General features: G+C 42.1%; 23 protein-coding genes. 11 read left to right on the top strand and 12 right to left on the bottom strand.

Annotation, left to right across the window (positions count from 1 at the left end; translation table 11 throughout):
• The first annotated feature begins 110 nt into the window (after positions 1–110).
• The 3 genes from PZB74_RS00985 (at position 111) to msrA (ending at position 3,080) form a co-directional block, all read left to right on the top strand.
• Positions 111–1,676 carry an ArnT family glycosyltransferase gene (locus tag PZB74_RS00985; protein WP_302240037.1) on the top strand — a complete coding sequence of 522 codons (1,566 nt, stop codon included), beginning with the start codon at positions 111–113 and terminating at the stop codon, positions 1,674–1,676.
• 126 nt (positions 1,677–1,802) lie between these two features.
• Positions 1,803–2,093 carry a hypothetical protein gene (locus tag PZB74_RS00980; RefSeq protein WP_302240035.1) on the top strand — a complete coding sequence of 97 codons (291 nt, stop codon included), beginning with the start codon at positions 1,803–1,805 and terminating at the stop codon, positions 2,091–2,093.
• A gap of 447 nt (positions 2,094–2,540) precedes the next feature.
• Positions 2,541–3,080, top strand: coding sequence for a peptide-methionine (S)-S-oxide reductase MsrA (msrA, locus tag PZB74_RS00975; protein WP_302242863.1), 540 nt, complete (start codon positions 2,541–2,543; stop codon positions 3,078–3,080).
• Between the two features lie 72 nt (positions 3,081–3,152).
• On the opposite strand, the gene PZB74_RS00970 is transcribed toward msrA, so the two are convergent.
• From PZB74_RS00970 to PZB74_RS00930, 9 genes are all read right to left on the bottom strand, one after another.
• Complete coding sequence (locus PZB74_RS00970) at positions 3,153–3,479, bottom strand: 2Fe-2S iron-sulfur cluster-binding protein (RefSeq protein ID WP_302240033.1); 327 nt, start codon at positions 3,477–3,479, stop codon at positions 3,153–3,155.
• 3 nt (positions 3,480–3,482) lie between these two features.
• Positions 3,483–4,487: an NAD(P)/FAD-dependent oxidoreductase gene (locus PZB74_RS00965; protein ID WP_302240032.1), complete on the bottom strand. Its 1,005-nt coding sequence runs from the start codon at positions 4,485–4,487 to the stop codon at positions 3,483–3,485.
• 89 nt (positions 4,488–4,576) lie between these two features.
• Complete coding sequence (locus tag PZB74_RS00960) at positions 4,577–5,020, bottom strand: MarR family winged helix-turn-helix transcriptional regulator (RefSeq protein WP_302240031.1); 444 nt, start codon at positions 5,018–5,020, stop codon at positions 4,577–4,579.
• Positions 5,021–5,277: 257 nt separating this feature from the next.
• Entirely contained in the window at positions 5,278–6,378 is a 1,101-nt protein-coding gene (locus PZB74_RS00955; RefSeq protein ID WP_302240029.1) for an endonuclease/exonuclease/phosphatase family protein, read from the bottom strand.
• Between the two features lie 162 nt (positions 6,379–6,540).
• Entirely contained in the window at positions 6,541–7,899 is a 1,359-nt protein-coding gene (locus PZB74_RS00950) for an enolase C-terminal domain-like protein (protein ID WP_302240028.1), read from the bottom strand.
• A gap of 170 nt (positions 7,900–8,069) precedes the next feature.
• Entirely contained in the window at positions 8,070–8,453 is a 384-nt protein-coding gene (locus PZB74_RS00945) for a VOC family protein (protein WP_302240026.1), read from the bottom strand.
• Between the two features lie 131 nt (positions 8,454–8,584).
• Positions 8,585–9,391 (bottom strand): helix-turn-helix domain-containing protein, encoded by an 807-nt coding sequence (locus tag PZB74_RS00940; protein ID WP_302240023.1) that lies wholly within the window; start codon positions 9,389–9,391, stop codon positions 8,585–8,587.
• 45 nt (positions 9,392–9,436) lie between these two features.
• On the bottom strand, positions 9,437–10,021 hold the full coding sequence (locus PZB74_RS00935) for a PhnA domain-containing protein (RefSeq protein ID WP_302240022.1): 585 nt from the start codon (positions 10,019–10,021) through the stop codon (positions 9,437–9,439).
• Between the two features lie 400 nt (positions 10,022–10,421).
• Positions 10,422–11,303 carry a PIG-L deacetylase family protein gene (locus PZB74_RS00930; RefSeq protein ID WP_302240019.1) on the bottom strand — a complete coding sequence of 294 codons (882 nt, stop codon included), beginning with the start codon at positions 11,301–11,303 and terminating at the stop codon, positions 10,422–10,424.
• 311 nt (positions 11,304–11,614) lie between these two features.
• On the opposite strand from PZB74_RS00930, the gene PZB74_RS00925 reads away from it, so the two are divergent.
• Positions 11,615–12,082, top strand: a complete 468-nt coding sequence (locus tag PZB74_RS00925; protein ID WP_302240017.1) for a hypothetical protein — start codon at positions 11,615–11,617, stop codon at positions 12,080–12,082.
• A 61-nt stretch (positions 12,083–12,143) separates the two neighbouring features.
• On the opposite strand, the gene rbsK is transcribed toward PZB74_RS00925, so the two are convergent.
• Positions 12,144–13,070, bottom strand: a complete 927-nt coding sequence (gene rbsK / locus PZB74_RS00920; RefSeq protein WP_302240015.1) for a ribokinase — start codon at positions 13,068–13,070, stop codon at positions 12,144–12,146.
• A 95-nt stretch (positions 13,071–13,165) separates the two neighbouring features.
• Between rbsK and PZB74_RS00915 the strand changes: the two genes are divergently transcribed.
• The 7 genes from PZB74_RS00915 (at position 13,166) to PZB74_RS00885 (ending at position 19,490) form a co-directional block, all read left to right on the top strand.
• Positions 13,166–14,512: an MATE family efflux transporter gene (locus PZB74_RS00915; protein WP_302240014.1), complete on the top strand. Its 1,347-nt coding sequence runs from the start codon at positions 13,166–13,168 to the stop codon at positions 14,510–14,512.
• A 105-nt stretch (positions 14,513–14,617) separates the two neighbouring features.
• Entirely contained in the window at positions 14,618–15,220 is a 603-nt protein-coding gene (gene ribA, locus PZB74_RS00910) for a GTP cyclohydrolase II (RefSeq protein WP_302240012.1), read from the top strand.
• A 37-nt stretch (positions 15,221–15,257) separates the two neighbouring features.
• Complete coding sequence (locus PZB74_RS00905; protein WP_302240011.1) at positions 15,258–16,229, top strand: RibD family protein; 972 nt, start codon at positions 15,258–15,260, stop codon at positions 16,227–16,229.
• Positions 16,216–17,172 carry a zinc-dependent alcohol dehydrogenase gene (locus PZB74_RS00900; RefSeq protein ID WP_302240010.1) on the top strand — a complete coding sequence of 319 codons (957 nt, stop codon included), beginning with the start codon at positions 16,216–16,218 and terminating at the stop codon, positions 17,170–17,172. The genes PZB74_RS00905 and PZB74_RS00900 overlap by 14 nt, the downstream gene beginning before the upstream one ends.
• A gap of 15 nt (positions 17,173–17,187) precedes the next feature.
• Positions 17,188–17,568 carry a 6-pyruvoyl trahydropterin synthase family protein gene (locus PZB74_RS00895; RefSeq protein WP_302240008.1) on the top strand — a complete coding sequence of 127 codons (381 nt, stop codon included), beginning with the start codon at positions 17,188–17,190 and terminating at the stop codon, positions 17,566–17,568.
• Positions 17,549–18,610: a glycosyltransferase family 4 protein gene (locus PZB74_RS00890; RefSeq protein WP_302240006.1), complete on the top strand. Its 1,062-nt coding sequence runs from the start codon at positions 17,549–17,551 to the stop codon at positions 18,608–18,610. The genes PZB74_RS00895 and PZB74_RS00890 overlap by 20 nt, the downstream gene beginning before the upstream one ends.
• A 4-nt stretch (positions 18,611–18,614) precedes the next feature.
• The gene (locus PZB74_RS00885) at positions 18,615–19,490 is read left to right on the top strand and encodes a hypothetical protein (RefSeq protein ID WP_302240005.1); all 876 of its coding nucleotides are present in this window, start codon (positions 18,615–18,617) and stop codon (positions 19,488–19,490) included.
• Here PZB74_RS00885 and PZB74_RS00880 read toward each other — a convergent pair.
• Together PZB74_RS00880 and PZB74_RS00875 are read right to left on the bottom strand one after the other, a co-directional pair.
• The gene (locus PZB74_RS00880; protein ID WP_302240004.1) at positions 19,481–20,191 is read right to left on the bottom strand and encodes a CDP-alcohol phosphatidyltransferase family protein; all 711 of its coding nucleotides are present in this window, start codon (positions 20,189–20,191) and stop codon (positions 19,481–19,483) included. The genes PZB74_RS00885 and PZB74_RS00880 overlap by 10 nt on opposite strands.
• 82 nt (positions 20,192–20,273) lie before the next feature.
• On the bottom strand, positions 20,274–25,157 hold the full coding sequence (locus PZB74_RS00875) for a DNA repair ATPase (protein WP_302240003.1): 4,884 nt from the start codon (positions 25,155–25,157) through the stop codon (positions 20,274–20,276).
• Positions 25,158–25,163: the final 6 nt, after the last annotated feature.

The following is a 25,163-nucleotide window of genomic DNA, read 5'->3' as shown; positions in this document are numbered from 1 at the left end:
GATACTTTTTTGAATATTATTTTAAGAAATTTTAATGAAAACACAACCTGGAGAGGGGAGTCTTTAGTATAAGCTTAACGAGTGCTAGCCATTTTTTTAACCTGATTATCATGCGAACAAGAGCCTGCATACTTTTAAGTTTAAGTGTACTGATTTTTTTTGCCAATTTGTGGGGTATCTCTATTTCTATCGTAGACGAAGCTAAAAACAGCAGCTGTGCCCGAGAGATGTTTGAAAGAGGTAGCCTGGTCGTTCCTACATTCAATTATGAATTGCGTACGGATAAGCCTCCACTGCATTATTTTGCCATGATGGCTGCCTACAGCAGCTTCGGGGTCAATGAGTTTTCCGCACGTTTTTTTTCAGCTATTTCCGGCATACTTACGGTCATGCTCAGCTACTTTTTTGCCCGCCGCTTTGTGGGAGAAAACGTAGCTTTTTTTACAGGTCTGGTATTGCTTTCTTCATTACAATGGCCGCTACAGTTCCATCTGGCAGTACCCGATCCTTACCTGATTTTATGTATTACGGTTAGTATTTTTGCGTTCCTTTATTTCTGGCATACTCAAAAAAATAAATGGCTGTATCTTATGTATGCGGCTATGGGGTTGGGAGTTTTAGCCAAAGGCCCGGTAGCCATTGCTTTACCAGGACTTGTTTTTCTGATTTATCTGATGACTACTGTCAGACTTAGCTGGGCTAATGTATGGCGCATGAGACCTCACCTAGGAACATTGATTGTGCTGGCTATCGCCTTACCCTGGTATATGGCAGTACATTTTCAAACAGATGGCGCCTGGACAGAAGGTTTTTTTCTTAAGCACAATGTAGGGCGTTTTACTTCAGAAATGGAAGGTCATGGTGGTTCTCCCTTCATAATTCCTCTAATTGTATTCATTGGGCTTCTTCCTTTCTCAATGTTTCTTCCTCAAGCTCTAATCAGCGCTTTTAAAGAGCGTAGAACTAACCCTTTGCTCTGGATTTCTACTATCACCGCTTTTATGTTTGTACTTTTCTTTAGTTTTTCTCAGACCAAACTTCCTAATTATCCGGCACCCTCTTATCCCTTTTTTGCTATTATAATAGGTTATTGGCTAAACAGGGCCTATCAACTGGCATCGGCAAAGCTAAGTACAGTAAAAGTTTCGGCATACCTGTATCTGATAATTATGATATGTCTGCCTATTGCTGTATATCTGGTGATGGAGCAGCATCCCGCATTGACAGACTTAAGCTACCTCTCCTGGTTTTTTGTTTTGCTACCATTAGGAGCAGTGCTTGCTATGGTTTGGCTGTACCATGAGCGTATGCAATATTTTATTTACAGTATTAGTGCATCATGGATGTTGTTTATGCTTTGCCTGTTCTACCTGATGCTACCAAAAGTAGACCGTCTTAACCCCTCTAAAATTGTGATGCAAAAGCTCCCTGAAGAAGTTACTTTAGCAAGCTATAAACGATTTAACCCTGCTCTGTCTTTTTACTACCAGAAAAAGATTATGCTTACGGATAATGTAGACACATTGCGCCAGTGGTTTGAGAAAGATAACTACTATGTAGTCAGTCGCAAGGATTATTACGAGGAGTTTGAAGGCTGGGCTGAACTAGAGGATATTTGGTATGAAAAAAGTGAGCTTTTTGAACCGCATACCATGCTTATCCTAAAAGAGAACTAAAGGGTACAAAAGAATTCAATGAAGAATACTTAATACTTTGGTAACTATTCTTTAACTGACTCTAAGCTTTGGCCTGTTACTTTTGTGTCATCAAGTAAACAACATAAGCACAGAAAGAGTAAAACAGTGGAAAACAGCTTTTTTGAAAGGATTGAACAGCACAAGGCTATACTGATTAAGTTAGACCCAAGGCAGCATCATTATGAAGCATTAACCTTTTATAGAGCTTCTTATTACGTCAACGAAAACGACCGTAAACCCAATTTGTACATCTCTGATGATGTGCATTGCGCTCATGAGGTGATAGCCCTTAAAGAGCAATCCTATGATGATTTCGTTTCGGCACTCTATAAAATGAATTTTAACCAGAGTAGCTCCGAACGTTATGAGTTAATGTCTGGAGGCCTGATGCTCTAGACCATGGTACCCCACTTAGATAATTGGTAATTTTTTTACTTTTAACTGCCATTGCCAAATGAAAAACACTGGATATGCAAATGCATTCCGGTGTTTCGTTTTACACCTATCTATTCACCTTATTAAGCTCTGTATATCTATAACTAATTATGTCAGAATAAAGTATATACACTTAATTTGTGTGTATAATACATAAATATTGTGTGAATGCAAATCAGAGTTCATTAAATTTTTTTTGTGTATAAGAATGTGTAGGAGTAATTTTTTTCAAAGTCCGCTGTTAGTTAGAATATGCAAAACTCCTTTATTTGTAAACCGTACAGAACACATACGCATATGGTTAAATTATTCATTTATGGGATAGCGTTTGTTTTTACGCTTAATGCATGTGCCGAGGCGAGAGAGAACAAGTACTCCGCCGAACAGTTACATAATAAAAATAATGACATGGAAATAGCGACATTTGGTAATGGATGCTTTTGGTGTACAGAAGCTATATTTCAGAATTTGAATGGTGTAGAAGAAGTAACCTCCGGATATTCGGGTGGTCATGTAGATAACCCAACTTACAAGCAGGTTTGCACGGGTACTACCGGGCATGCAGAAGTGATTCATATTAAGTATGATCCTGCTGTTATAAGTTACGATGAACTATTAGAAGTATTCTGGAAAACACACGACCCTACCACCCCTAACCGACAGGGGAATGACGTAGGTCCTCAGTACCGTTCGGCTGTATTTTATCATAACGAGGAGCAAAAGGAAAAAGCAGAAAAGTATAAGCAGGAGCTTAATGCAGCGGGTGCTTATGATGCTCCCATCGTAACAGAAATTACAGCTTTTGAAAAATTTTATCCTGCGGAAGATTACCATCAGAATTACTTTAACCTGAACGGTAGTCAGCCTTACTGCTCTTTTGTAATTCGTCCGAAAGTAGAAAAGTTTGAGCAGGTATTTAAAGACAAGCTTAAGAAAGTAAACAATTAATTTTAAGTGTATAAAATAATAAAGCCACTATCCGAGAGGGTAGTGGCTTTGTTTATTTTTAAGGACAGGATTTTATTCCATAGAAGCCTCCGCCATCAGGCGTACGCGTATGCCGTCCATGTCATCAGTTAGAGGCATCTGGCAAGCAAGCCGGCTACTATCGCTTACTACAGGTAGTGTATCCAACATGTCCATTTCAGCATCATTGGCTTCTTCATCATAAGTATTATCCAGAATTTCTACGTGGCAAGATGCACAAAGTGCCATACCTCCGCAGGTTGCCGCTACCGGATATTCAGAAGCTTTCAAAATTTCCATCAAGCTAAGGCCCATATCAGTAGGAGCTTCTATCGTATTAAACTGACCGTCTGCTTCCTCAACGTGAATTTTTATGTCCATCAATTAAAAGGTTTGAATTCCATTAACTGTTGTATATTTTAAACTGGCTTTTTTTCCACCGCTCACGACACGGTATGCACTCTGGGCCATTAGAGCTGCTTCATGAAAGCCGCTAAGGATAAGCTTAAGTTTGCCAGGGTACTGGTTAATATCTCCAATAGCATAAACGCCAGGCACGTTGGTAGAATAATCTTCAACATTAACCTCAATAGCGTTTTTGTCCAGATTAAGGTTCCAGTTAGCTATCGGCCCAAGTTTGGGGCTAAGGCCAAAGAGTGGAATGAAAAAGTCTGTACTTACAGTCTCGGTCTCACCGGCCTTGTTGGTAATGGTACACTCATTCAGAAGTTGCTCACCCTTGAGTTCGCTTACCTGGCTATTGAGCATAAGCTTTAGCTTTCCTTCTTCTGCCAGTTTTAGAACTTTTTCTGCAGAGTCTGGGGCTCCTCTAAAGCTGCTGCCGCGGTGTACCAGCGTAAGTTCTTCAACATGTTCTGCCAGGTAGATTGTCCAGTCTAGCGCGGAGTCTCCACCTCCGGCAATTACTACTTTTCGGTTAATATACTTTTCTGGATTGCGAACCATGTAGTCTACTCCTTTACCTTCAAAGCTTTCCAGCCTATCCAGGGCAGGCTTACGAGGTTCAAAACAACCTAATCCTCCGGCAATTACAACCGCTTTTGCATGGCACTGAGTACCCTCGTTGGTTTCTAGAATGAAGGATTCGTCTTCCTGACGTTCAATTTTTTCTACGCGTTCACCCAGCGTAAAGCTTGGATTAAATGGCTCAATTTGTTTGGCCAGGTTATCTACTAACTCCTGAGCCAGCACCACCGGGTAACCTGGTATGTCATATATCGGCTTCTTGGGATAGATTTCAGATAACTGACCACCAATTTGTGGAAGAACGTCCATCACATGACATCGCATTTTAAGTAATCCAGCTTCAAAGACTGCGAATAAGCCCACCGGGCCGGCACCAATAATGCAAAGGTCTGTGTGTATCATAGCTCTATTTTTTTTACTGAGTAACGAAGTAAAGCATAAAATAGTTGTTATGCTAATTATTTGTATGCGTTTTAATTTAGGAAAAAATTTTAGGGCTTAAGGTTATCGTAGATGGTATTCAGTATACGGACGAAGTGCTTAAAATCTTCTTCACTTAAATGCTTCCAGGCGTGCATTCGTATCTTTCTTACCTCAGGCAGCATTTTTTCCACAGTTTGCTCACCAGTCTTGGTAAGGCAGACACATATTCTACGGCGGTCTTCAACGTCATGTTGTCGCTCAATCATGTTTTTTTGGCTTAGCAAATCCAGTATGCGAGTAACGGTAGGCGTGTCTTTATGAATAAGCTGAGCTAGAGTAACCTGATTTAAAGTTTTATGCTCAGCCAGAATTTTTAGTACTGCCCATTGGTCTACAGTTACTTCAAAACCCAGCGCTCTAAACTGCTGTTTAGCATAGTGCTTAATCTTCTTGTTAGTTTTCTCCAGTAAAAAAGAATAGTTACTGAAGGTATCATCTGAGGGTATAGCCATAGCGGCTAAATTAGAATATTGTGTGGATTAATTAAAATGTGGAAAATTTGGGGAGGGAATTCCCCGTGACACGGGGAATATGTTAGACATTTTTTTACACAACTAGTCAAATATGGTAATTGTTTAATACTGGCACGATATTGACACTATGCTTAGCACATTCGATTACTTTTTAAACTAAGATTGATATTAGATTTTTTTAACTATACGTGGGGTTACATAAGCGTGAGGGCTGTTTTGCAGCCCTTTTGCTTTTTCTAGTCTTTCTGTTCTTCCCTTTCTTCTTTCTGCTCTTTCTGAATACCTTTTTTAATTGTCTTATCTACAGTATCTTCCTCTTTAGCAGTATTAGATTCCAGAGGCTCCTGTTCTTCTTTTTCCTGTGGGAGATAGCTAAGTGAAAAGTAAATAGGAAAGTGGTCAGAACCTACGTGAGGCAGCACTTCCAGAGTATTCAACTGAAAACTTTCTGAATGGAAAACATGGTCCAGAGACCAGCGCATAAGCGGAATATGTGCGTTAAAGGTATTGTAAAACCCCCTGCCTATACGCGGGTCAAGCATCTGGCTGGTCTTTAAGAACAGTCGGGTAGTTTTAGACCAGGCCACATCATTTAAATCTCCCATAACGATGGCTGGCTCTTTATTTTGCTGTACCATTTTACCGGCTAGTAGCAGTTCCGCATCTCTTTTTACACTACTCTCACTCTCAGGAGGAACCGGAGGCTTAGGATGCAAACAGTATAATTTAATACGATCGCCTGAGCGCAAGCGTACGTAAGCATGCATAGATGGAATACTATCCTCAATCAGGTACTTAACTTTTGCATCTTCCAGTTTTAGTTTTGAGTAGAGCATCATCCCATAAGTGTTATCCAAGGGTTCGCTCAAGGAGTAAGGGTACCAATTGAGTAGCGTATCGGTATGTTTTGCCCACCATTCATCCGTTTCAAGTAAAAGCACTAAATCGGGCTTCTTTTTCCTGATTACTTCAATCAGCTCACGATACTCCCGGTTCTTCATAAACACATTGGCAGAAACGGCACTTATGCTAGACAATGAGTCTGAAGCATCAGCTATTTTAGTCTGTGTAGGCGAAAAGTAAGTGTACGGATAAATACGATAAAACTGATAAAGTATGGATACACCTATCAGTGAAATAATGATTAGGTTAAGCTTCTGCCTGAGGCCAAAAAATATTAGCCAGAGCAAAGCCAGAAACAAAAGTATACATACAATCTGCAAACGAGGAAATACAAAAATCTGTACCCACCAGCTGTTGAGAGGTATAATTGGCAGTAAAGTGCTAACAATAAAAAATACGCTCATCACAACCAGAGCGACTCTAAAAATACGCATGAATTATAGCGCTTTGATAATATTAAAAAAATGAAGGTACGCAATAGAAAAAGCAATAAAGCATAGTGAATGTTTAAACTATGCTATTGCTTTAACGCTAGTTGTATAAGAAAGTGCTATCACGGCAATAAAAGCCAGCCCTGGCCACAGCTATGGATTGCACTAGGGGCGTACCGGAGTACCATCAGGCTTTCTCAGTTGTGTCCAGTTATAATCGTTTTTTTCTGGCAATGGATATTTAAGAGCTAGCTTTTCGTTAACCTCTACGCCAAGGCCGGGAGCTTCATTAATGTGCATATAACCATTTTTCATTTCTGGGCTGCCCGGAAATATTTCTCTTAATAGGTCAGAGAAATGTACAGACTCCTGTATTCCGAAGTTCCATACGGCCAGGTCTATGTGGGCATTGGCAGCATGCCCTACCGGAGATACATCACCGGGGCCATGCCAGGCAGTCTTTACATTAAACCACTCTGCAAGGCGTGCTACTTTTAGGGCAGGTGTAATACCCCCAATCTGGGAGATATGTATTCTGATGTAGTCTATCAGCCGATCTTTAATCAGATCCAGCCATTCGTGAGGGTTGTTATACAACTCACCCATAGCGATGGGTACTGTGGTATGCTGTCGTAATAATTTGAAGTAAGCGTTGTTTTCCGGTGAAAAAGGATCTTCTATAAAGAAAGGACGGAAAGCTTCCAGTTGCTCTATCAGGCGTATGGCTTCCATAGGTTGTATGCGCTCGTGTATATCGTGTAGCAACTCTACTCTTTCACCACATCTTTTACGAACTTCAGCAAACATATCTACCACACTTCTGGTGTAGGCTACAGAATCCATGACATTATCTTCCGGGCTACCAAAGCCTGCATCTTTAAAGTGAGGTTGCTGTTGTGCCGCCCCCTCGCCATATCCACCTAACAGCTGCGCTGCACCATAGCCTCCCATCTGAATTCGTACATGCCTGAAGCCCTGGTCTACAAATTTCTGGACACTTTCGGCCACCTCTTGCGGACTATTGCCGCTGGCATGAGCATAGCAGTCTACGGCAAAGCGAACTTTACCTCCCAGCATCTGGTAGACCGGCATGCCAGCTCTTTTTCCTTTAATATCCCAGAGTGCCTGATCCAGTCCGCTGAGCGCATTGTTGAGCACCGGTCCGTTACGCCAGTACGAGCTAACGTAGGCGGTCTGCCAAATGTCTTCAATATTATCTACATCTTTGCCCTGGCAAAAATCATTGAGATAGTCATTAACGGCTGATACTACGGCATGTGCTCTTTGCCGGAAGGTAGCACAACCCAGCCCGTAGAGTCCTGGTTCAGAGGTTTCTACTTTAACCACAATCAGCTCAAGTCCATGTGGGCAGGTTGGTATGGCTTTTACATTGGTAATTTTGACAGGAGGCATCCCATTTTTGTAAGGAGCTTCTGCCTGGGCCTGAGCAAGGGGGAGGGCTGGGCTAATTAGCCCGGCAGATAGCCCCATGCCCATACGTTGGAGCAAGGTTCTTCGGTTCATGTAGTTTAGGTTGTGTGAGTAAATGATCTTTCATAAGATAAATAAAAATGTACACAACTGTAGCTTCACATAAACACTGAACAGTAGGCAGTACATATTTGCCCGGGCTTACTTTCCATCCAACATGCTCCTCTAAAAAGTTTAAGTATATGGGCTGTAAAAGGGTGTTTTTATTCTGTAATCTCTATAGAGTTGCCCTCTGTATCCAGTACCACACTCTCATAGTAGCCATCTCCCGTAGTACGTGGCTCTCCGTAAATAATATATCCATCGGTACGCAAACGTTCGGTAAGGTGGTCTACCTCCTCTTTATTGCCTACCGAAAATGCCATATGGGTAAACCCAAAACATCTGGACTGGTCTCCGGCATCTTGAATATCGGGTCTGTGCATAAGTTCCAGTCTGCTGCCACTGTCAAAGTACAGAAAATAGGAAGTGAAATTTTTATCGGGGTTTTCGTATCGGGGGCCAGATTTCATGTGGAAGTACTTTTGATAAAATTCTTTTGCCTTTTCTAAATCGCGAACCCACATCGCAATATGTTCTATTCTCATCAGCTATATAAGTTTGTTGATATGCCAAAGTTGATAAGAAAGTGAGCCGCAAAATTGTATATTTTGTGCAGTTCAGCTGTTTTGCCCCTTATTGAACTAGCTAAGTCTGCTATTTGAATAGAAACAAAAAACTAGAATAGCCTGAAATTGTAGTTGATAAGTACGCTATCGTTAGGTGATGACTTAATTCTATTTTGGTAGGATGATGGTGTTTGAGACACAAACCATTTAAACTCTCTGATAAAGTGAGCCTGGTCAAAATATCCCGCTTCTGTACTAATCTGAGTCAGTTTTTCTGTAGAATCAGTGAGGCTGCAAAGCGATTTTCTGAATCGGAGCAAGCGTTCTAATTTTTTGGGAGATATGCCTGTGACTTTGCTTAGTTTTCTGTTGAGGGTACAGTAGTTGGAGCCTATTTGTGTGCAATAGTCTTCTATGCTCAGTTCTTCTTCGCCTGTACGGTAAAACTTGTAGAAGTTTTTGAGGAGGGCGATAGAAGCATCTCGCTTAGCGTTATGCAATTTGTCTAGCAGTTGATAAACCTCATGGATAGCTTTGGATGTATCAGTGATTGATTTAATTCGTGTAAGATTAGCCTCTTTTATAAAGAGCTCCGCCAGGCTGCTGCTATTAATGAGTAATTTTGGATGTAGCGGTACAAAAGGATACAACCCATATGGGTAAAAGCGTATGCCTAAAATACTGGTATGAGCCGGGTAACGAAGCTGATGGGTTTGTAACGATAGACCTTCAAGCTGTGGGTCGCTAACTAAAGTCTGGTTAAAATAGTAATGTGTATCGTTTAGGGGAAAGATTAGATTGAGATATGGGCTGGGCGGAACTATCACATCTATGCTTTGAGCCCCATTCTTTATTAGCCAAATATGCTCAATCAGATCTTTGTACCTCTCTGGGCGGTATGATTCTATATCTGGCATAGTCTGGTAAGCTTAGTAGATAAAGAGCTGATATCTCCTTCCGTATCAGGCTTTCTTGACAAATTTTGTCAGGATTACAATCTGCTGACCGTTTACACGCCCCTCTATCTGCTCTGGGTTATTCTGAACCAGATTGATATTGCGAACTGCTGTACCTCTTTTAGCGGTGAAGCTTGCTCCTTTTACGTTTAAATCTTTAGTTAAAACTACGGAGTCTCCACTTTCCAGAACTGCTCCATGGCTGTCTACATGCCTGGGCTCTTCCTCCTTCACATCTTTTACTTCGGTAGATTTTGCCCATGCCAGGGTATCGTCATCCAGCATTAGCATATTCAGTAGGTCCAGAGGCCAGCCTTCGGTTCGTAACCTGTTTAACATGCGCCATGACATTACCTGTACAGAAGGTACTAGGCTCCACATACTCTCATTGAGGCAGCGCCAGTGGTTAGCATCTACTTTATCTGGATTACTCACCTGCTTCCGGCAGGTAGAGCATAATAGTATACTTTGGTCGGCAGTAGCTTCTTCGGAGGTATAAGGCGGAACGGTAAATACCCGCAGGTCTTCGGTAGCACTACAGAGTTCACATTTTGCTTCGCTACGATCTATTAATTCTTGTTCTATACTCATATTTGCTTCTCTTTATGGTTAGATTCCAGCCTCACCAACCCCCAGTGTGCTGTGATAATTTCACACAAAGATAAAGCTTTTATAGAAACTGTAGGTTCTTCATAGACAGTGGTAGCATAATTGTTCTACCCAAAGCATGAGAGAACCGTAAATACATGGTGGTAAGCTACAATGGCACTTTGTTATACACCGACGGATTTGTTTCATCCGTACATGCCTGTGGTAAAGTCCAAAGTTTACTGCTCATTGTAATGAAGCTTGTATGAGCTCGTCTTAAAATAGCAATGGTAAACTTTGATGAAAAATATTAGAGCATCGAAGCTTTGCGAAGCAACCATCTCTTGCTTTATCTTTCAAATGCTGAGTTTAAACATTTCGCTTGTTCGTCTGGCAAGGGTATCTACTTGCCCAGCATAGGAAAGAGCTTTTTGATCATGGCCTCGGTGGGTTGAGTACCGTACTCACAAATCTCAAAAGCTTCAGCATGCTTTACCTGTGCAGCCTTCTCTTTTCCGTACCAGCGAACCAGAGAGGCGCGCATAGAAGGTGTAATTTCGGTAGTGCGGCTCTGGCGAAGCATGGCTTTACGATCTTCGGGGCTTTCTGGTACTTCTTGCTTGCCATAGATCCACGGTAGCCACTCATAAAACTGAGATTCGTGCGCATCTAAAGCATTAATTTTCTGTTCAAACACATCATCTATTGCTACTACTATATCAGGCTGAAAGGGGTAGGGCTTCAAAAAGTTATCTTTCAGGTACATAAAGACAGGGTTTTTCTCTAGTGGAGGAGTATCGGGCGTTACATTGGGCACCGCTACCAGGAAGGCAGCATCCTGCACCAGTACGCCGGTATATCTGTGGTCAGGATGATAGTCGTTTGTACGGTGAGTGATCACCAGGTCAGCATCCCACTTTCTTATTTCACGAATAATCTGTTTGCGAACATCCAGGCTGGGAACCAGTTCCGCGTCATGGTTGTCCAGCACAACATAGGCTGCAATGCCCATGCGCTTGGCAGACTCACGCGCTTCTTCCATACGACGGCGTGCCAATGCGCCTCCTCCTTCTGTCTGATGTCCGGCATCTCCATTGGTTACCGATACAAATTTAACTTCATGCCCCATCTTGGCCCAAAGTATAGCGCTGCCTCCCGCTTTTATGTCAGCATCATCGGGATGGCCGCCAATAACTACTATACGTAATATGCCAGAATCGGTCTGTGCGAAACTAAAATGGCAGCATAATACAAAGAGTATGGAGAAGAAAATTGTCTTGAACATGGCAGGCATGGTTTGTTGGTAGATTTGTAGTTGATGTATTATCATTTTAGTGTATTGGATTGAGAGGCGTATATCTTAAAATAAATATATATTTGCGAGTTTAATAAATAAACAGGCAGTGCCTGAAGTCATTATTTGCCATCTGCATACCTGACAACCTGATAAAAATCAAATTAAGCGTAAGCAATGCTGAACAAAATAGCGATGTTTGGGTATATGCAATAAAGCATGAATACTAATTATTCATGCACTAACGTTAAATGTATACTTTTTGAACCTAAATATAATTTTTTGCCTAAATAGTGATCATTATGGAAGATACGGAAACATTAACTGACAGAGTAGCTGACAACACTAAAGAAGAAGACAATCTCCGGATACTAAGAGATACAAATGACACGATAAAGTTTTATGCCAAACACCCTGAGTTTATAGACCGCAGGCTGCGAATGCTGAATAAAGAATGGGATATAGAAAGAACGCTAGAAACGAATGCATCTACCCTAAGTCTGTTAGGTATAGCTTTGAGTGTATTAGTGAACCGTAGGTTTATTATTTTACCTGCCCTTGTAGCTGCGTTTCTACTACAACATGGTTTGCAGGGCTGGTGCCCTCCACTAATATTCTTCCGGAAAAAGGGTATTCGTACCAAAGATGAAATCAACCGGGAGAAAAATATACTAAAAGCTATTCGCGGCGACTACGACACGCTCTGCGAAGCTAAGGATGCCGAACCTAAAGACCGACTGTCTGGTGCGCTAAGAGCATTTAAAGCATAATACTATAAAGGTATTGCATATCAGAAGCTAGATTTTACTAATTTCTGATATGCATTTTTTGTTAAAATTCATGCTGGTCCAGAAAAGCCTTAATCTCCTGCTGATTGGGCGCAGAAGGCTGAGCTCCTAATCGGGTAGTAGATAGAGCAGCAGCTGCATTCGCGTATTTGATAGCCTCCATCATTTTTTTGTTTTGTACAATCTGCGAAGCCAGCACTCCACAAAATACATCCCCGGCAGCAGTGGTATCTACCGGTTTTACCGGATAAGCTTCTACCATCTTTTGCTCTCTTTTAGTCAGATAAAAAACACCTCTAGAGCCTAGGGTAATCACTACCATTTCCGGGCCCATGCTTAGTAACTTTTTACCTGCTTCCATTACCTGTTCCGGACTGTCAACGGGCAGCCCACTGATCATGGCGGCTTCTGTTTCGTTAACAGTAAGGTTATAGAGTGCTTTCAGATGTTTGCGTTCCAGTTTTTGAGCAGGCGCAGGATTAAGCATAACCTTTTTTCCCAGGCTGGCAGCCAGGTCTATTACATATTCTACCGTTTCAAAGGGTATTTCCAGCTGAAGCAAAATTAGCTCTGCCCCAGAGATAAGTATTCTACATTCATCTATATAGTCTGGGCTTAACTTATAATTGGCGCCCGGAGCTACCGCTATACTATTTTCTCCCTGAGCATCTACCCAAATATAGGCTGTACCGGTAGGCGTATTCTTATGCTGTACAACATAGTCTGTATTGATACCGCTTCTCTTAAAGTCCTGGAGCATACTATCAGCGAAGGCATCGTCTCCCAGAGAAGTGATAAAACTGACAGCAGCCCCGGCACGTGCGGCAGCTACTGCCTGATTGGCTCCCTTGCCTCCGTGAGCCTGACTGGATTCGGCATTACCTACAGTTTCGCCGGGCTTGGGAAGGTGACTAAGCCGGGCAATCAAATCTATGTTGGAGCTCCCTATGACAACGACCTGATTGTGCATTTGAATTGTAATTTTATAGTTAAAGAGGGGGGTAAATTAAGAAAATCATATTAATCATTTAGTCCGTTCGTGAGTTTATTGCTTAATTGCAGCCTATGTCACAGGTTTTGCATGGAAATATTGCCAAATATATACTGAAACAATCGGGTGTGCTGCTGCTGGGAGTACTGATGATGGCTTCTTTTATGTTGATAGATGTGTACTTTATCAGCCAGTTGGGTAGCCATGCCCTTACCGCTATCAGTTATGCTACTCCGGTAATGACGCTGCTGGTGAGCATGCTGCTAGGGATAGGGGCAGGAATGGTAGTGGTGGTAGCCAATGCAGCAGGGAGAAACAAAATAAAAAAACTGCATTCGCTTATCGTTAGCTGTTTTAGCTTTGCTTTAGGGTTTGGCTTATTAATGTGGGGAGTGTTATCATTGGGAAGCAGAGCCCTTTTTGTGCAGTTGGGCGCCAGAAAAGATGTGCTCAGCGAGCTGATGGCCTATTTTGACATACTAGTACCCGGATTGTTCTTTCTCTGCCTGCTGGTGGCGGTAACGAGTCTGGCACGAGCACTGGGCAACCATAAACTGCTAACTTATACCATGTTGGTACTTGTAGCTATAAACGCGGTGCTAGATCCTTTGCTTATTTTCGGTTATGCTGGCTTTCCCAAACTAGGCATTGCCGGAGCAGCATGGGCTACTACTTTAGCCATCTTTGTAAGTATGTGGATACCCGTACCATACCTATGGAAAGAGCTTAAGCAAAACACTTCTATCAGTTGGGCGTCGGTAAACGCCTTCCGATGGCGTCCTATTGTAGTTATGGCTTTTCCTATAGCTCTTACCAATGTGATGGTACCTCTGGGCAATACCCTCTTTGTCAAACTGCTGAGCCATTTTGGTAATGCGGCTGTTTCTGCCTACGGGGCAGGGTCTCGTATAGATATGCTGGTCATACTTTCTTTTACTTCTCTTACTTCTGTAATGGCTCCATTTATTGGGCAAAACCTGGGTGCTCTGAAACATGAGCGTGCTCAGAAGGGGCTACAATATGGTATTTCATATGCTTTTGCATTAGGGGTAGTCGCAGCTTTCGTTATCAGTTTTTTCCGAGAAGATATCAGTGCCATATTTGCTACCGATGCTGCCACCTTTAAAGCGTTGAACAACTATTTAAGCATCGTGCCCTGGGGCTATGCTGTAAATGGTTTTGTAATGATTAGCCTGACTGTGCTTAATGTATACCTCCGACCCTGGTGGGCTACAGCATTAGGCTTGTGCCACCTGTTTTTATTTTACCTTCCATTTGCCTACGGTGCAGTCCTTTTAGACAGCTATGATGGTATACTTGCCGCCTACCCGTTATCGCATCTGTTAGCTGCTGTAATCTCCTATTTGCTGATTAGTAAGGTAAGCGAAGTAAAGATGGTAGAGGTGGAAGTTTCTCGCTAATCGGAAATAATGTAACTTGGTGAACTTTCTGTTCTATATTTGTAAACCTAACACCGCTCATACTTCCTCCGTAGAAGTATCTGTACTGAAGAGCTGAAAACTCATATGACACATAAATTAGTAAGACAAGCAGAAACGAAATTACCTACTCGCTTTGGTTCTTTTAAAATGATCGGATATTCCGGAGAGGCGGATAACCCCATGCCCCACCTGGCTATGGTGAGCGATAAGACAGATTTTAGCAAACCGGTATTGGTACGTATACATTCTGAGTGTATGACCGGCGATGTGTTTGGCTCTCTGCGTTGCGACTGTGGCGAGCAACTGGATCAATCTATGAAAATGACCGGAAAAGATGGCGGAGTAGTAATTTACCTGCGACAGGAAGGAAGAGGTATAGGCCTGATTAACAAGATGAAAGCGTATAACCTACAGGACAAAGGGCTGAATACCGCCGAAGCCAATGTGCACCTGGGTTTTGAAATAGACGAAAGAGACTACAGCATTGCAATTGATATACTCAGAGACCTTGAAGTAAGCTCTGTACTGCTAATGACTAACAATCCGGATAAGCTGGAAAGCTTAAAAGAGTCAGGTGTAGAAGTACTGGGCAGAGTACCGATAGAGATAAAGCCTCACGAAGAAAATTTAGATTATCTGCAAACCAAACAAAACCTGATGGGCCACCTCTTAGATATCAGTAAATAAGGCTAAACATTTACATAAAAGGGCTTATTGTAGATATATGGAGATAGAAGACTACTGGTCAGGATTATTACTTCTTGCAGATAATATTAAAAAATCTGAAGACAAAGTAGATTATTGCTTTTTGCAGTTAGGAGCATCACCCGAAGTCAGAATTAATCACTTACCTGTACCCTCAAAAGATAGCCTACTGCTTATGGTAGTGCTCAATCCCGAGCACATTACAGAGCATAAGCAGGCCAATATTTTTAAGCTCAATACTTATCAGCTGGAGGTAGTGCAAAATATAAACCTGACAGAAGATAAGCTCAGTTTTCTTAAAGCATACTTGCCCTACTGTTTCCTGAGCCTGCATGCCCGGCAAATGGGTAGGGCAGTAGGTGTAACCCACTTTGCCCAATCGCTAGACGGAAAAATTGCTACTCAAAGTGGCGACTCTAAATGGATAGGCAATCAGGAGAACCTGATACATGCTCACCGTATGCGTGCACTATGCGATAGCATACTGATTGGTGCTAATACACTCAATTATGATCATCCGGCCCTTACAGTACGCTTGGTAGAAGGTAGAAATCCACAGCGAATTGTAATATGCTCCAGCGATGCGGATTACAGCAGCCTGAAGAAGCACTGCAAAGATCATGTGCTGATTGTGGGTACTTGTAAAGACCCACAAATTCCTCAAACAGAATATGTAGCTTTTCAGGCAAATGCCAACGACCGAATAGACTGCCAGGAGTTGATGAAATTTTTGTATCAGAGAGGTATACATTCGGTATACATAGAAGGTGGGGCCACTACTACATCCGCCTTTATCGAAGAGCAAGCCACTGATATTGTGCAGTTACACATCTCACCTATGATTTTTGGCTCAGGCATCAGCAGCTTTAAGCTACCGGAAATCGGGCAGGTAGATCAGGCAGTTCACTTTGACCATTTTACTTTTTATCCCATGGGTAATACTTATATGTTTGTAGGTACCATGAATACTCAAAGCTATGAACGAAGCTGAAGCGGTATGGCATAGCTCAGCGCGAAAAACCGAAATTGCCCCGGTCTTAAGTCCTGCCGGCGCTGACTGTATGATTAAAGCTCATTACAGCCTGATCAGTACGGGAACCGAACGCCTGGTTGCTTCTGGTAAAGTGCCTGCAAGCCTACAGCAGCAAATGGCAGTACCCTATATGGAGGGTAATTTTGAATTGCCTATCAAATATGGTTACTCCCTGGTAGGCGAAGTTATAGAAGGGCCTGACGAATGGGTAGGAGAGATGGTTCATCTGCTTCATCCTCATCAAAATGTTTGCCTGGTACATGCCAGTGACTTAACGCTTATTCCCTCAGATATACCTCCTTTGCGTGCCGTTTTAGCTTCCAATCTGGAAACTGCTCTCAATGCGGTCTGGGACTCAGGAGTAAGTATTGGAGATGAAGTGCTTCTGATAGGCTTTGGCATAATTGGCTCACTTACTGCTCGTCTGCTTCAGGCAATAGCGGGTGTAAAAGTTTCAGTATTTGATACTGATGAAGTGCGTTGTGGCGTAGCAGAAGCTATGGGCTTTTCTCTGGTAGACCGTTTTAAAGAATACGATATAGCTTTTCATTGTAGCGGCAGCAGTGCCGGACTACAACATTGCATAGAGCATACAGGTATGGAAGGCAAAGTGGTAGAGCTAAGCTGGTATGGAGAGCAAGCTGTTAACATTTCTTTAGGAGGGAGCTTTCATTATCAGCGCAAGCAAATTCTAAGTTCGCAGGTATCACAGATTCCTGCCAACAAGAGTGCTCGCTGGAACTACCAAAGGCGAAAATCTACTATAATGGAGCTGTTGAAAGATGCCGCATTTGACCAACATATAGGGCAGACAATTGATTTTAAGGAAGTACCCTCACTTTTTGATAAAATAAGGAATGGAAACCTCAGCCAGTTGAGCTGGGCGATTGATTATACCTAAGCTAAACCGTTTATTATGTACACAGTCACCATTCGCGATCATATGATGATCGCGCATTCACTACCTGCCAAAGCTTTTGGCCCTGCGCAGCATATGCATGGTGCTACATATGTTGTGGATGCTGAGTTTAAATCTGAGCAACTGGATGAAAATAATATTGTCATAGATATTGATATTGCTACCAAAAAACTACAACAGGCCTTGGCTCCTCTCAAGTACCAGAATTTGGATGAGTTAGCGCAGTTCAAAGGTAAACTTACCACTACAGAATTTCTGGCCCACTACATCCATCAGCAGATAAGCGATGAGATAAAAGACAGCTTTACAGGAAGCCTCAAAATTACGCTGGGTGAGTCGCATGTAGCCTGGGCGTCTTATGAAGGCAAAGTGGCCTAATGCCATGAGTGGCCAGGTTCAGGTACTTCCGCAAACCATTAATTTTGTACTGCCAGACGACAGGCATTTGCCCTCAGGGGGTAATCTGTATAATGAAAAGCTGATACAGGCGCTACTTCAGTTAGGTCAGTCCGTAGAAATTATGAGTTTTCCTGAGTACCATAAGGTAATTCAGGCAGATAAGGCGGGCATCTATGGTGTAGATAGCCTTTTTGTAGAAGAGATGCATAAGCTGTTGAAATACAGCCCTAAAAAGGCTTTTTCGTTTTTTATTATGCATCATCTGCAAAGCCTGTTTCCACCAAAGGGGATAGATGCAGAGCAATACTTTTTGCAAGCTGAGGCTCCGGTACTGCGTTTTTTTGATGTATTCCTCCTGACCAGCGAGTTTTCAAAAGCTTACCTTCTGGAAAAGAAGATGGAAGGCCATATGATGGTAGTAGAGCCTGCCTATAGCGTGGTGGATGTACCTTCTTCAAGTTTGAGTAAACCCCTGAAAGCTATAATGGTAGCCAATGTAGTTGAGCGTAAAGGTATACTCAGCTTCCTTGAGCAGCTAGCCTATTTAAGTAAGGCAGAAGATGATTTTATGATCAATATTATCGGTCGTACCGATATGGAACCGGCTTATTACCAATCTTGCCAAAAGCTGGTACAAAGCAGTAGTTTAAAAAGTAAGGTGCACTTTAGCGGAGAGATGGAGCACCATGAAGTATTACAGCAATATAGTCTGCATCATCTGTTTGTGTCTGCTGCACAAATGGAGACTTTTGGTATGGCTATTCAAGAGGCAAAAAGCTGTGGTCTGCCGCTTTTGTTGTGCAAAGGGGGCTTCACGGAAAGGCATTTACTGAAAGGAAAAGGTCTGATAAGCCCAAATATTTTCAAATTAGCGGGAAATTTCATAGAATTATGTAGGAATGACAGGCTGATGCGTGAATATTGGCAATCAGCAAAAGTGGCACGTACCTCTTCCCAGCCCTACCAGTGGGAGCAGGCAGCTGCTTTTTTTTTAAACTTGTTTAGGGATTTTTATATCTAAAGTTATGCATATCAATTACGACGATCCTATCATGTGGTTAGATCATCGCTTCAACTGCGATGCCGAAGCAAGAAATGCCAATATTGAAAAGAAATTCCTTGAGTTTTTTGAGGATAGAGATTCTTTGACAGTGGTAGATGCAGGTTCTGGTACCGGATCTAACTTTCAGTATTACTTTGAAAAATTTCCTAATCAGCAGGAGTGGACATTTATAGACTGTGAAGGACCGCTACTGAATGCCTGCCGGGAAAAGCTATATCGTTTCGCTAAAAAGAAAAACTACGAGTTTATAGAACAGAATGGTTCGGTATGCATAAAAGATGGAGCAAAGCAGGCCCTGGTAAAGATGAGCCAGGGTAAGTTAGAAAACGTAGAACACCTTACCGACCTTAAACAAACTGATGTGGTGACGGCCAATGCATTGTTTGACTTACTAAGCTACGATCAGTTTGATAGCTTTGCCTGCAAGCTTTCTGCCTATAATGTGTGCCTGATGGCCACACTAAATTATTACGAAACTTCATTTCTGCCTTATGATGAGGAAGATGGCCGTTTTGTAAGGTACTTCCATACCCATATGACAAGACCACAGGATTTTGGTTCGGCTATGGGGCCTAACTGCACCGAAGAAATGCTTGATCTTCTTACTGAGCACCAAATGTTAGTAGAGCAGGAGGGGAGTCAGTGGCATCTAAAACGATATGATACTACTATGCATCATTATCTGCTGCACTTTTTTGAACACGCGCTTCGCGATCTAAATTTGAGTCCGGCAGAGATTATAGATCTGGAAGAATGGCTGGAGGCCAAGAAGAAAATGTCGCATGACCATAAACTGGAGATCATTGTAGACCATAGCGATATTTTTGCTTACCCCTGATCTGATTTAAGTTTTAACATCAGAAAAGTATCTTTCATAAAAGAATAAGCTAGCATAGCTGTAGCGAAAATCATCCCTGCGGTATAAACAGGTCTGGGCAGCACAAAACAGGCCATGATAGTACCCATAAACCACATGCCTATAAACTGCCTGCGAAAAGAGTAGGACAAAACTATATGTTGTATACGGAAGGTGTGAAGTACCAATACAAAGATGTAGCGTAGTAGGGCAGGCCAAACTACCCACATACCTATCAGCTCTTTTTTGATCAGGATAATACAAAAAGCCAGTACAAAGAAAGCGTCAGTTTCTTTATCAAATAAATCTCCGAAGGCAGATACTGTATTATATTTGCGGGCATAATAACCGTCTAGTCCGTCGGCGATTAGTATCAGTATTCCTACAACAAAAAATGCTGCCGGAGGCAACTCTGCCTGAAAAAACAGCAACAGCAGTATGCCTAAAGTTCTGAGTGCAGTAATTGCATTAGCCGCACCACCCCAAGTGCCTAATGGTTTCCATAAGCACCTCCCGGTATAAATAAAAGCAGAAAAAAAAAGAGTAAATAAAGTGCTTAAAAGTAAGCTGGAAGGCAAAAGCAGAAATATTCCGATAAAGATACAGGAGGCTACCGCAAAAAAGCGTGGCCAGCGACTTAAAAATATTGCTTCGGAATGATTGCTCGTAGTATTCACCTTCATATATATGAAATAATTCAACTACGAGCAATCAAGTAAAAAAAAGCTTAAGGAGTAAGCATAAACTATAGTTATACTTTTCATATTATGCCTGTCCGTTTTTTGTTAAATGTTGGGCAATGAGCTTAAGACTGTTAGAAATATCATTCATTTTTTCTACCGCCGGGCCTACACCATTACCATAAGCCTTGGTTTGCTGCGCTTTTGCGAAAATACTTTTAATCTCCTCCCAGCGTTTGGCTTCTGCATCACTAAGTTGATTGCTCATCTTTTTAAATTTGAGAAGATTGGCTTCTGCGCCATTTGTTAAGGTCTGGGCCTCATTTTCGTAATGCGACATAATTAAGGTTTGCAGCTCTTTCTCATTCATAATAGGCTGTACTTTTTCTGCCATTTTGTTCATATCACGGTAAGAGCCCTGTAGCTTAAAGGCAGGTTCGGTTCTGTACTCATCTGACTGAGCTGCGGAGCGTATATATTCCGTATTTACACGAAGCACAGCATCTCTGACAGTTATCATTTTTTTCAGCACCTCTACATATTCGTTAACTTCTTCAACTGCATGTGAAGCTTCAAAGCTTATTCCCTCGCGACTTCCACTTTCAGCGATACGGATCATAGCATAAATATCTTTTTGACTTTTGCTGGAGAGCTTATGAAGGACAGGGTTTGAGGTAAGACTGTTCTCAATATAGCTCAGCTTAAAATCATCGGCAGAGTCTCCAATAATATCACCCAGATTATAAATATCTGCACGATTAGAAAGCATGTCGGGTATCTGAAATTTTTCTCCACTTTCAGTATAGGGGTTTCCGGCCATAACTACACACACCTTCTTTCCACGGAAGTCGTAGGTTTTGCTTTTACCTTTGTATACCCCTTCAATTTTTCGCTGAGCATCACAAAGGGAGATAAATTTTTGCAAAAATTCTGTGTGGCAATGTTGAATGTCATCCAGGTAAATCATAACGTTATCGCCCATTTCAAAGGCCAGGTTGAGCTTATGTAGCTCTTCTCTGGCTGCTGCATTAGGCGCTGCTTCCGGGTCTACTGAAGTGACGGTATGTCCGATAGCGGGCCCGTTGATTTTCATGAAAATGATACCCAGGCGGTTGGCTACGTATTCCATCAATGTCGTTTTACCATAGCCAGGGGGCGAAATCAGAAGTAGCATGCCCATACGGTCAGTGCGTTTATCAGCACCAGCTGCGCCAATTTGTTTGGCTAAGTTAGCCCCGATGAGAGGAAAGTAGACTTTGTCAATTAGTCGGTTGCGGACAAAAGCGCTCATGACTTTAGGTTTAAAGCTATCTAGCTTCAGTTCTGCTTCAAACTGCTGCGTCAACTCCTTTTTCAACTGCTGAAAAGCTTTAAAGTCAGGTACGGCTTCTTCTGCAAAAACCCTTAGTTTCTGCATAAACGCGACGTAGTCAAGCTGATAGTTGCCTTCATTGAGTAAGGAGTGATTGCCTTGTAAGCCGCTAAGTGCTATGCTAAGTTCTGTGTTATGTGTCTGATAAGTGTCATGATCGCTAAACAGTAGGAAGGCTACTTCATCTACTGCTACACCCTCATGGCCATACTCCTGTGTCCAGGATGATACCCACTTTTTGATTAGCTCAAACTGAGTAAAAGGATGTGCCTTCAGGCTCTGTACTGATTGTTCATATGCTTTGCGATTTTTGTTGTTGTCCAGGTATTTCTCAAATGCTTCTTGTTTTGTCTTTGCCTGTTGAGAGAATATGAAGTCATCATCACTACTTAATTCCTCAAAGAGGTACAGAGCCGCTTCTTTTGAAAGAGATTCTGTAAATAGGGGGTAGGCTTTAAGAAATTGAGATATTTCTGATTGCAATAACTCAAGTAGCTCAGAAAAAACAGCGCTGTTTGGAAAAACTTTGAGAATAGCGCCGGCACCCTTAAGCTGATGGTTGATAAAGTCCTTTTGTTCTTTTTTCAGGAAATATTTCCAACAGAGTGCGGCACATACTCTGGCAGCCGAATGAAACCTTAAAAGGCCAGCCGACTGGTATATTTGCAATAGGTTTTTTAGAATATGCATAGCATCATGGTCATGCACACCTTTTACATAAGCCTCTTCGTATCGGCCAGCCATAAACTCCTGCACTACTGTAAGGAGTGATTTTTCGTCTAGATCGGCCAGTTGGTGTAGGGGGGCAGTTTCTCTGCGCTCAGAAGCTTTAAAAAGTAAGTAAGCCAAATATTCAGCGCGATATACCTCCTCGTTTTCAGATAGTATGGCCTGTTCCCAGTAGGGCTTATAAGCAGAAAGCTCACTATTTAAGATTGGCTCATAAAAGTTGGTGCCACTAAGGTGATAATACAGCTGTCCGTTTTTGACGAGGATAGTAAGAGCCAAGCTAGAGGTAGTTACTAGAAAACTATGGTTGCCAAGGCGGATAGTATTACCTCCTTCAGCATAAATCTCCGAACGGTCGCGGATCTGGCGAACAGTATCTTCTTTCAGGCTTTTGAGTTGGCTCAATACATCATCTGCTTTGGTAGTATCCTGTAGTGTTTTGAGCTCAGCTACTATACGATTGACCTTTTCAACCATGAGGTCACTGGCAAAGTAGCCGTTCAGTTCACTTATCTCACTGATGCTTTTAACACGGTTTTGTATGGCCTTGAGTATTCGTTCAGCTGACTGTGCCAGAGTGTTTGACCGTTTATTTCTAGCTTCTACCAGCTGTACTTTTCTGGCTTCAAAGGCATTGTACAAGTCCTCCCGCAGGTCATTGATCTGACTAACAAACTCATCAAATTCAGCAAATCTAGCTTCCAGTTCTTCCAGCTGTACCATCAGCTTGTTCAGGTATTCATCACATCTGTCGGGGGTATCTGCAACATCCAGATAGTTGAGCATGGCCTGATTGACCAGCTTTTTTTGTGCTTCAAACTCTGCTTTTCCCTCTTTGCCTAATAATTCTTTGCGTTTTCGCTTATGTGCGGCTTTAATCTTATTGAATTCCGCAAACAGCACCGAAATACGATCAATAATTTGAGTAGTGAGTGTGGCATCCTCAATTTTAAGGTTACTTACTATTTCAACCAGCATTTCCAGGTCAGCCGAGCTTTGTTTAATATCTGCTTCCACCTTTTCTGCATCTACCACTTTCTTCAGCTGGTCTATTTCTGCCTGTATTTTTTCAATTTTATTTTGGTAAGGATCCAGAGACGCTTCTTGTGACAAAAAGCGAATACAATGATGGGCCAGCTTTTCGTTTCTTTCCTCTACCTGCTGCTCTAAATCTTCTACTTTCTGTTTGTTGATATAACGTAGCTCATGAAGCGATACAATCTCACCTCTAAGTTTTCTAAGTTCAGAAAGGTGGTCTACAAACTCCTGAATGTGAGCGTAACGAGCGGTGCGTATACTTTTGAGGAGTACCTCACTACTTTTGCTAACATTGGATAATTGCTCGTGTGTCTGCTTACGAATACTTACAACCTTCTCATACTCATCTATCGCGGAAGCCGCAGTATCACAAATTTGCTGTATTGGTTCGTTAATGTGAAAAGCATCAGCTCTATCCAGCCAGTAATACGCTTCCAGTATGGTAGAAGATTGTTTTTTTAATTCCAGGTAGAGGTTTTCGTAGTTTTCTCCCTTATCAATAAGCTTAATAAGTAACTGGCTTTCGGCCATAAGACGTACAATATCCTTATTACCAACTTTATACAGATAAGAGTCACTTTGCTGTGCAAGGGTATAATTAGGTCCTACAAAAGGAGTTTGCCAGATACGAATGGCGTGGTGTTTTTTAGGTTCCTGGTCCGCATTAAAATAGCAGAGTTCGCCATTATCAAAAATAGCGTAACCATGACATACGATAGGAGTACCCATCTGCTGAGTGATCAGGTTATAAAAAAGTAGCTGATATACACCTTGCTCACGATTGTAAAATACATATAGAAAATCTTCTCCATTTGGAGAGAGCACCTTCTTTTCAAACTTCAGGTCAGGTAGTTCATTTTCAAACAGTTTGGTGGCTCCGGTCTGAAGATAATAGCCGTTTGGAAACAATACTCCCTGGTCGTCGGGTAGGAGCAGGCAGGCTTCTTCTATTGCATCTATTCGTCGGGCCTCCTGTAGTCTTGTATTGAAGATGAGGTAGCGGAACTGCTTCTCCTGATACGGACGAATTTTTAGGAGTACCAGGTTTTCTAACACACTGTAGTAGATTTCAACGTCGTCCAGGGTTTGATCTGGATCATCTACAGGCTCCTCATATATACCATGACCAGAATCAGTATTGTCTTCTATTTTTATGGTGAGCTTTCCGTTTAGTGTCTCAACGAAGACTTTATCTTCAACTGAAATGTGTGGATGTTTTCCTTTGCGGTGTGCGTCTCTGGAGACTCTTTGCCAGCGAAACTCATGCTGAATAGCCTGTTTTATTTCCAGCTCGCTTCGGTCATCCAGGTAGACTAATTTATCCCCCTGAACCTGCCACTTAAATGCTTTAATGTCATCCAAACCTTTGCTGATTCTGAAAACCATGTAGAGGTAAGGCCCCGAGCTGACAAAGCGGGTAAAAATGGTGTCTTTATAATATTTGTATAGCTTCTGAAAATCATTGACAAAAGTTTCATCTTCAACTAACGCCAGGCTTTGCTCATGAAAGCTGTGCTCATGATATGTGTAGATGCTAAAAACATCGGAGAGTTCTATCTGATTTTTGAGTCCGAGGTGCACATTATAGCCAAAAATAAACTGTCCTCCGAGCGAGACCATGTCATATGGGATACAGTTATTTGCTGTGTGTATCCTCTCGGTGGTAAGTAAATTGGTTTCCAATGAACCAAAAACCGATTTGCGAGCTTCGTTTAGAGAGTTAAGCTTTTCGGTAAGTAGCTGCCGGCTTTGGGCTAATCTCTTTTGAAGCACTTCATAGGTGCCGCTTTCTATATTGATGTTTTCAGGCTGTACTATAGGGTTTTGCATGGTCTG

This window comes from Porifericola rhodea (assembly GCF_030506305.1).
GTDB lineage: Bacteria > Bacteroidota > Bacteroidia > Cytophagales > Cyclobacteriaceae > Catalinimonas > Catalinimonas rhodea.
This window is presented reverse-complemented; position numbering and strand designations above follow the sequence as displayed.

What these genes read in the sequence shown, in the direction of transcription:
- PZB74_RS00985 (WP_302240037.1), top strand. Translation starts at nt 111, where the DNA reads ATGCGAACAAGAGCCTGCATACTTTTAAGTTTAAGTGTACTGATTTTT.
- msrA (WP_302242863.1), top strand. Translation starts at nt 2,541, where the DNA reads ATGGAAATAGCGACATTTGGTAATGGATGCTTTTGGTGTACAGAAGCT.
- PZB74_RS00970 (WP_302240033.1), bottom strand. Translation starts at nt 3,479, where the DNA reads ATGGACATAAAAATTCACGTTGAGGAAGCAGACGGTCAGTTTAATACG.
- PZB74_RS00965 (WP_302240032.1), bottom strand. Translation starts at nt 4,487, where the DNA reads ATGATACACACAGACCTTTGCATTATTGGTGCCGGCCCGGTGGGCTTA.
- PZB74_RS00960 (WP_302240031.1), bottom strand. Translation starts at nt 5,020, where the DNA reads ATGGCTATACCCTCAGATGATACCTTCAGTAACTATTCTTTTTTACTG.
- PZB74_RS00955 (WP_302240029.1), bottom strand. Translation starts at nt 6,378, where the DNA reads ATGCGTATTTTTAGAGTCGCTCTGGTTGTGATGAGCGTATTTTTTATT.
- PZB74_RS00950 (WP_302240028.1), bottom strand. Translation starts at nt 7,899, where the DNA reads ATGAACCGAAGAACCTTGCTCCAACGTATGGGCATGGGGCTATCTGCC.
- PZB74_RS00945 (WP_302240026.1), bottom strand. Translation starts at nt 8,453, where the DNA reads ATGAGAATAGAACATATTGCGATGTGGGTTCGCGATTTAGAAAAGGCA.
- PZB74_RS00940 (WP_302240023.1), bottom strand. Translation starts at nt 9,391, where the DNA reads ATGCCAGATATAGAATCATACCGCCCAGAGAGGTACAAAGATCTGATT.
- PZB74_RS00935 (WP_302240022.1), bottom strand. Translation starts at nt 10,021, where the DNA reads ATGAGTATAGAACAAGAATTAATAGATCGTAGCGAAGCAAAATGTGAA.
- PZB74_RS00930 (WP_302240019.1), bottom strand. Translation starts at nt 11,303, where the DNA reads ATGTTCAAGACAATTTTCTTCTCCATACTCTTTGTATTATGCTGCCAT.
- PZB74_RS00925 (WP_302240017.1), top strand. Translation starts at nt 11,615, where the DNA reads ATGGAAGATACGGAAACATTAACTGACAGAGTAGCTGACAACACTAAA.
- rbsK (WP_302240015.1), bottom strand. Translation starts at nt 13,070, where the DNA reads ATGCACAATCAGGTCGTTGTCATAGGGAGCTCCAACATAGATTTGATT.
- PZB74_RS00915 (WP_302240014.1), top strand. Translation starts at nt 13,166, where the DNA reads ATGTCACAGGTTTTGCATGGAAATATTGCCAAATATATACTGAAACAA.
- ribA (WP_302240012.1), top strand. Translation starts at nt 14,618, where the DNA reads ATGACACATAAATTAGTAAGACAAGCAGAAACGAAATTACCTACTCGC.
- PZB74_RS00905 (WP_302240011.1), top strand. Translation starts at nt 15,258, where the DNA reads ATGGAGATAGAAGACTACTGGTCAGGATTATTACTTCTTGCAGATAAT.
- PZB74_RS00900 (WP_302240010.1), top strand. Translation starts at nt 16,216, where the DNA reads ATGAACGAAGCTGAAGCGGTATGGCATAGCTCAGCGCGAAAAACCGAA.
- PZB74_RS00895 (WP_302240008.1), top strand. Translation starts at nt 17,188, where the DNA reads ATGTACACAGTCACCATTCGCGATCATATGATGATCGCGCATTCACTA.
- PZB74_RS00890 (WP_302240006.1), top strand. Translation starts at nt 17,549, where the DNA reads ATGAAGGCAAAGTGGCCTAATGCCATGAGTGGCCAGGTTCAGGTACTT.
- PZB74_RS00885 (WP_302240005.1), top strand. Translation starts at nt 18,615, where the DNA reads ATGCATATCAATTACGACGATCCTATCATGTGGTTAGATCATCGCTTC.
- PZB74_RS00880 (WP_302240004.1), bottom strand. Translation starts at nt 20,191, where the DNA reads ATGAAGGTGAATACTACGAGCAATCATTCCGAAGCAATATTTTTAAGT.
- PZB74_RS00875 (WP_302240003.1), bottom strand. Translation starts at nt 25,157, where the DNA reads ATGCAAAACCCTATAGTACAGCCTGAAAACATCAATATAGAAAGCGGC.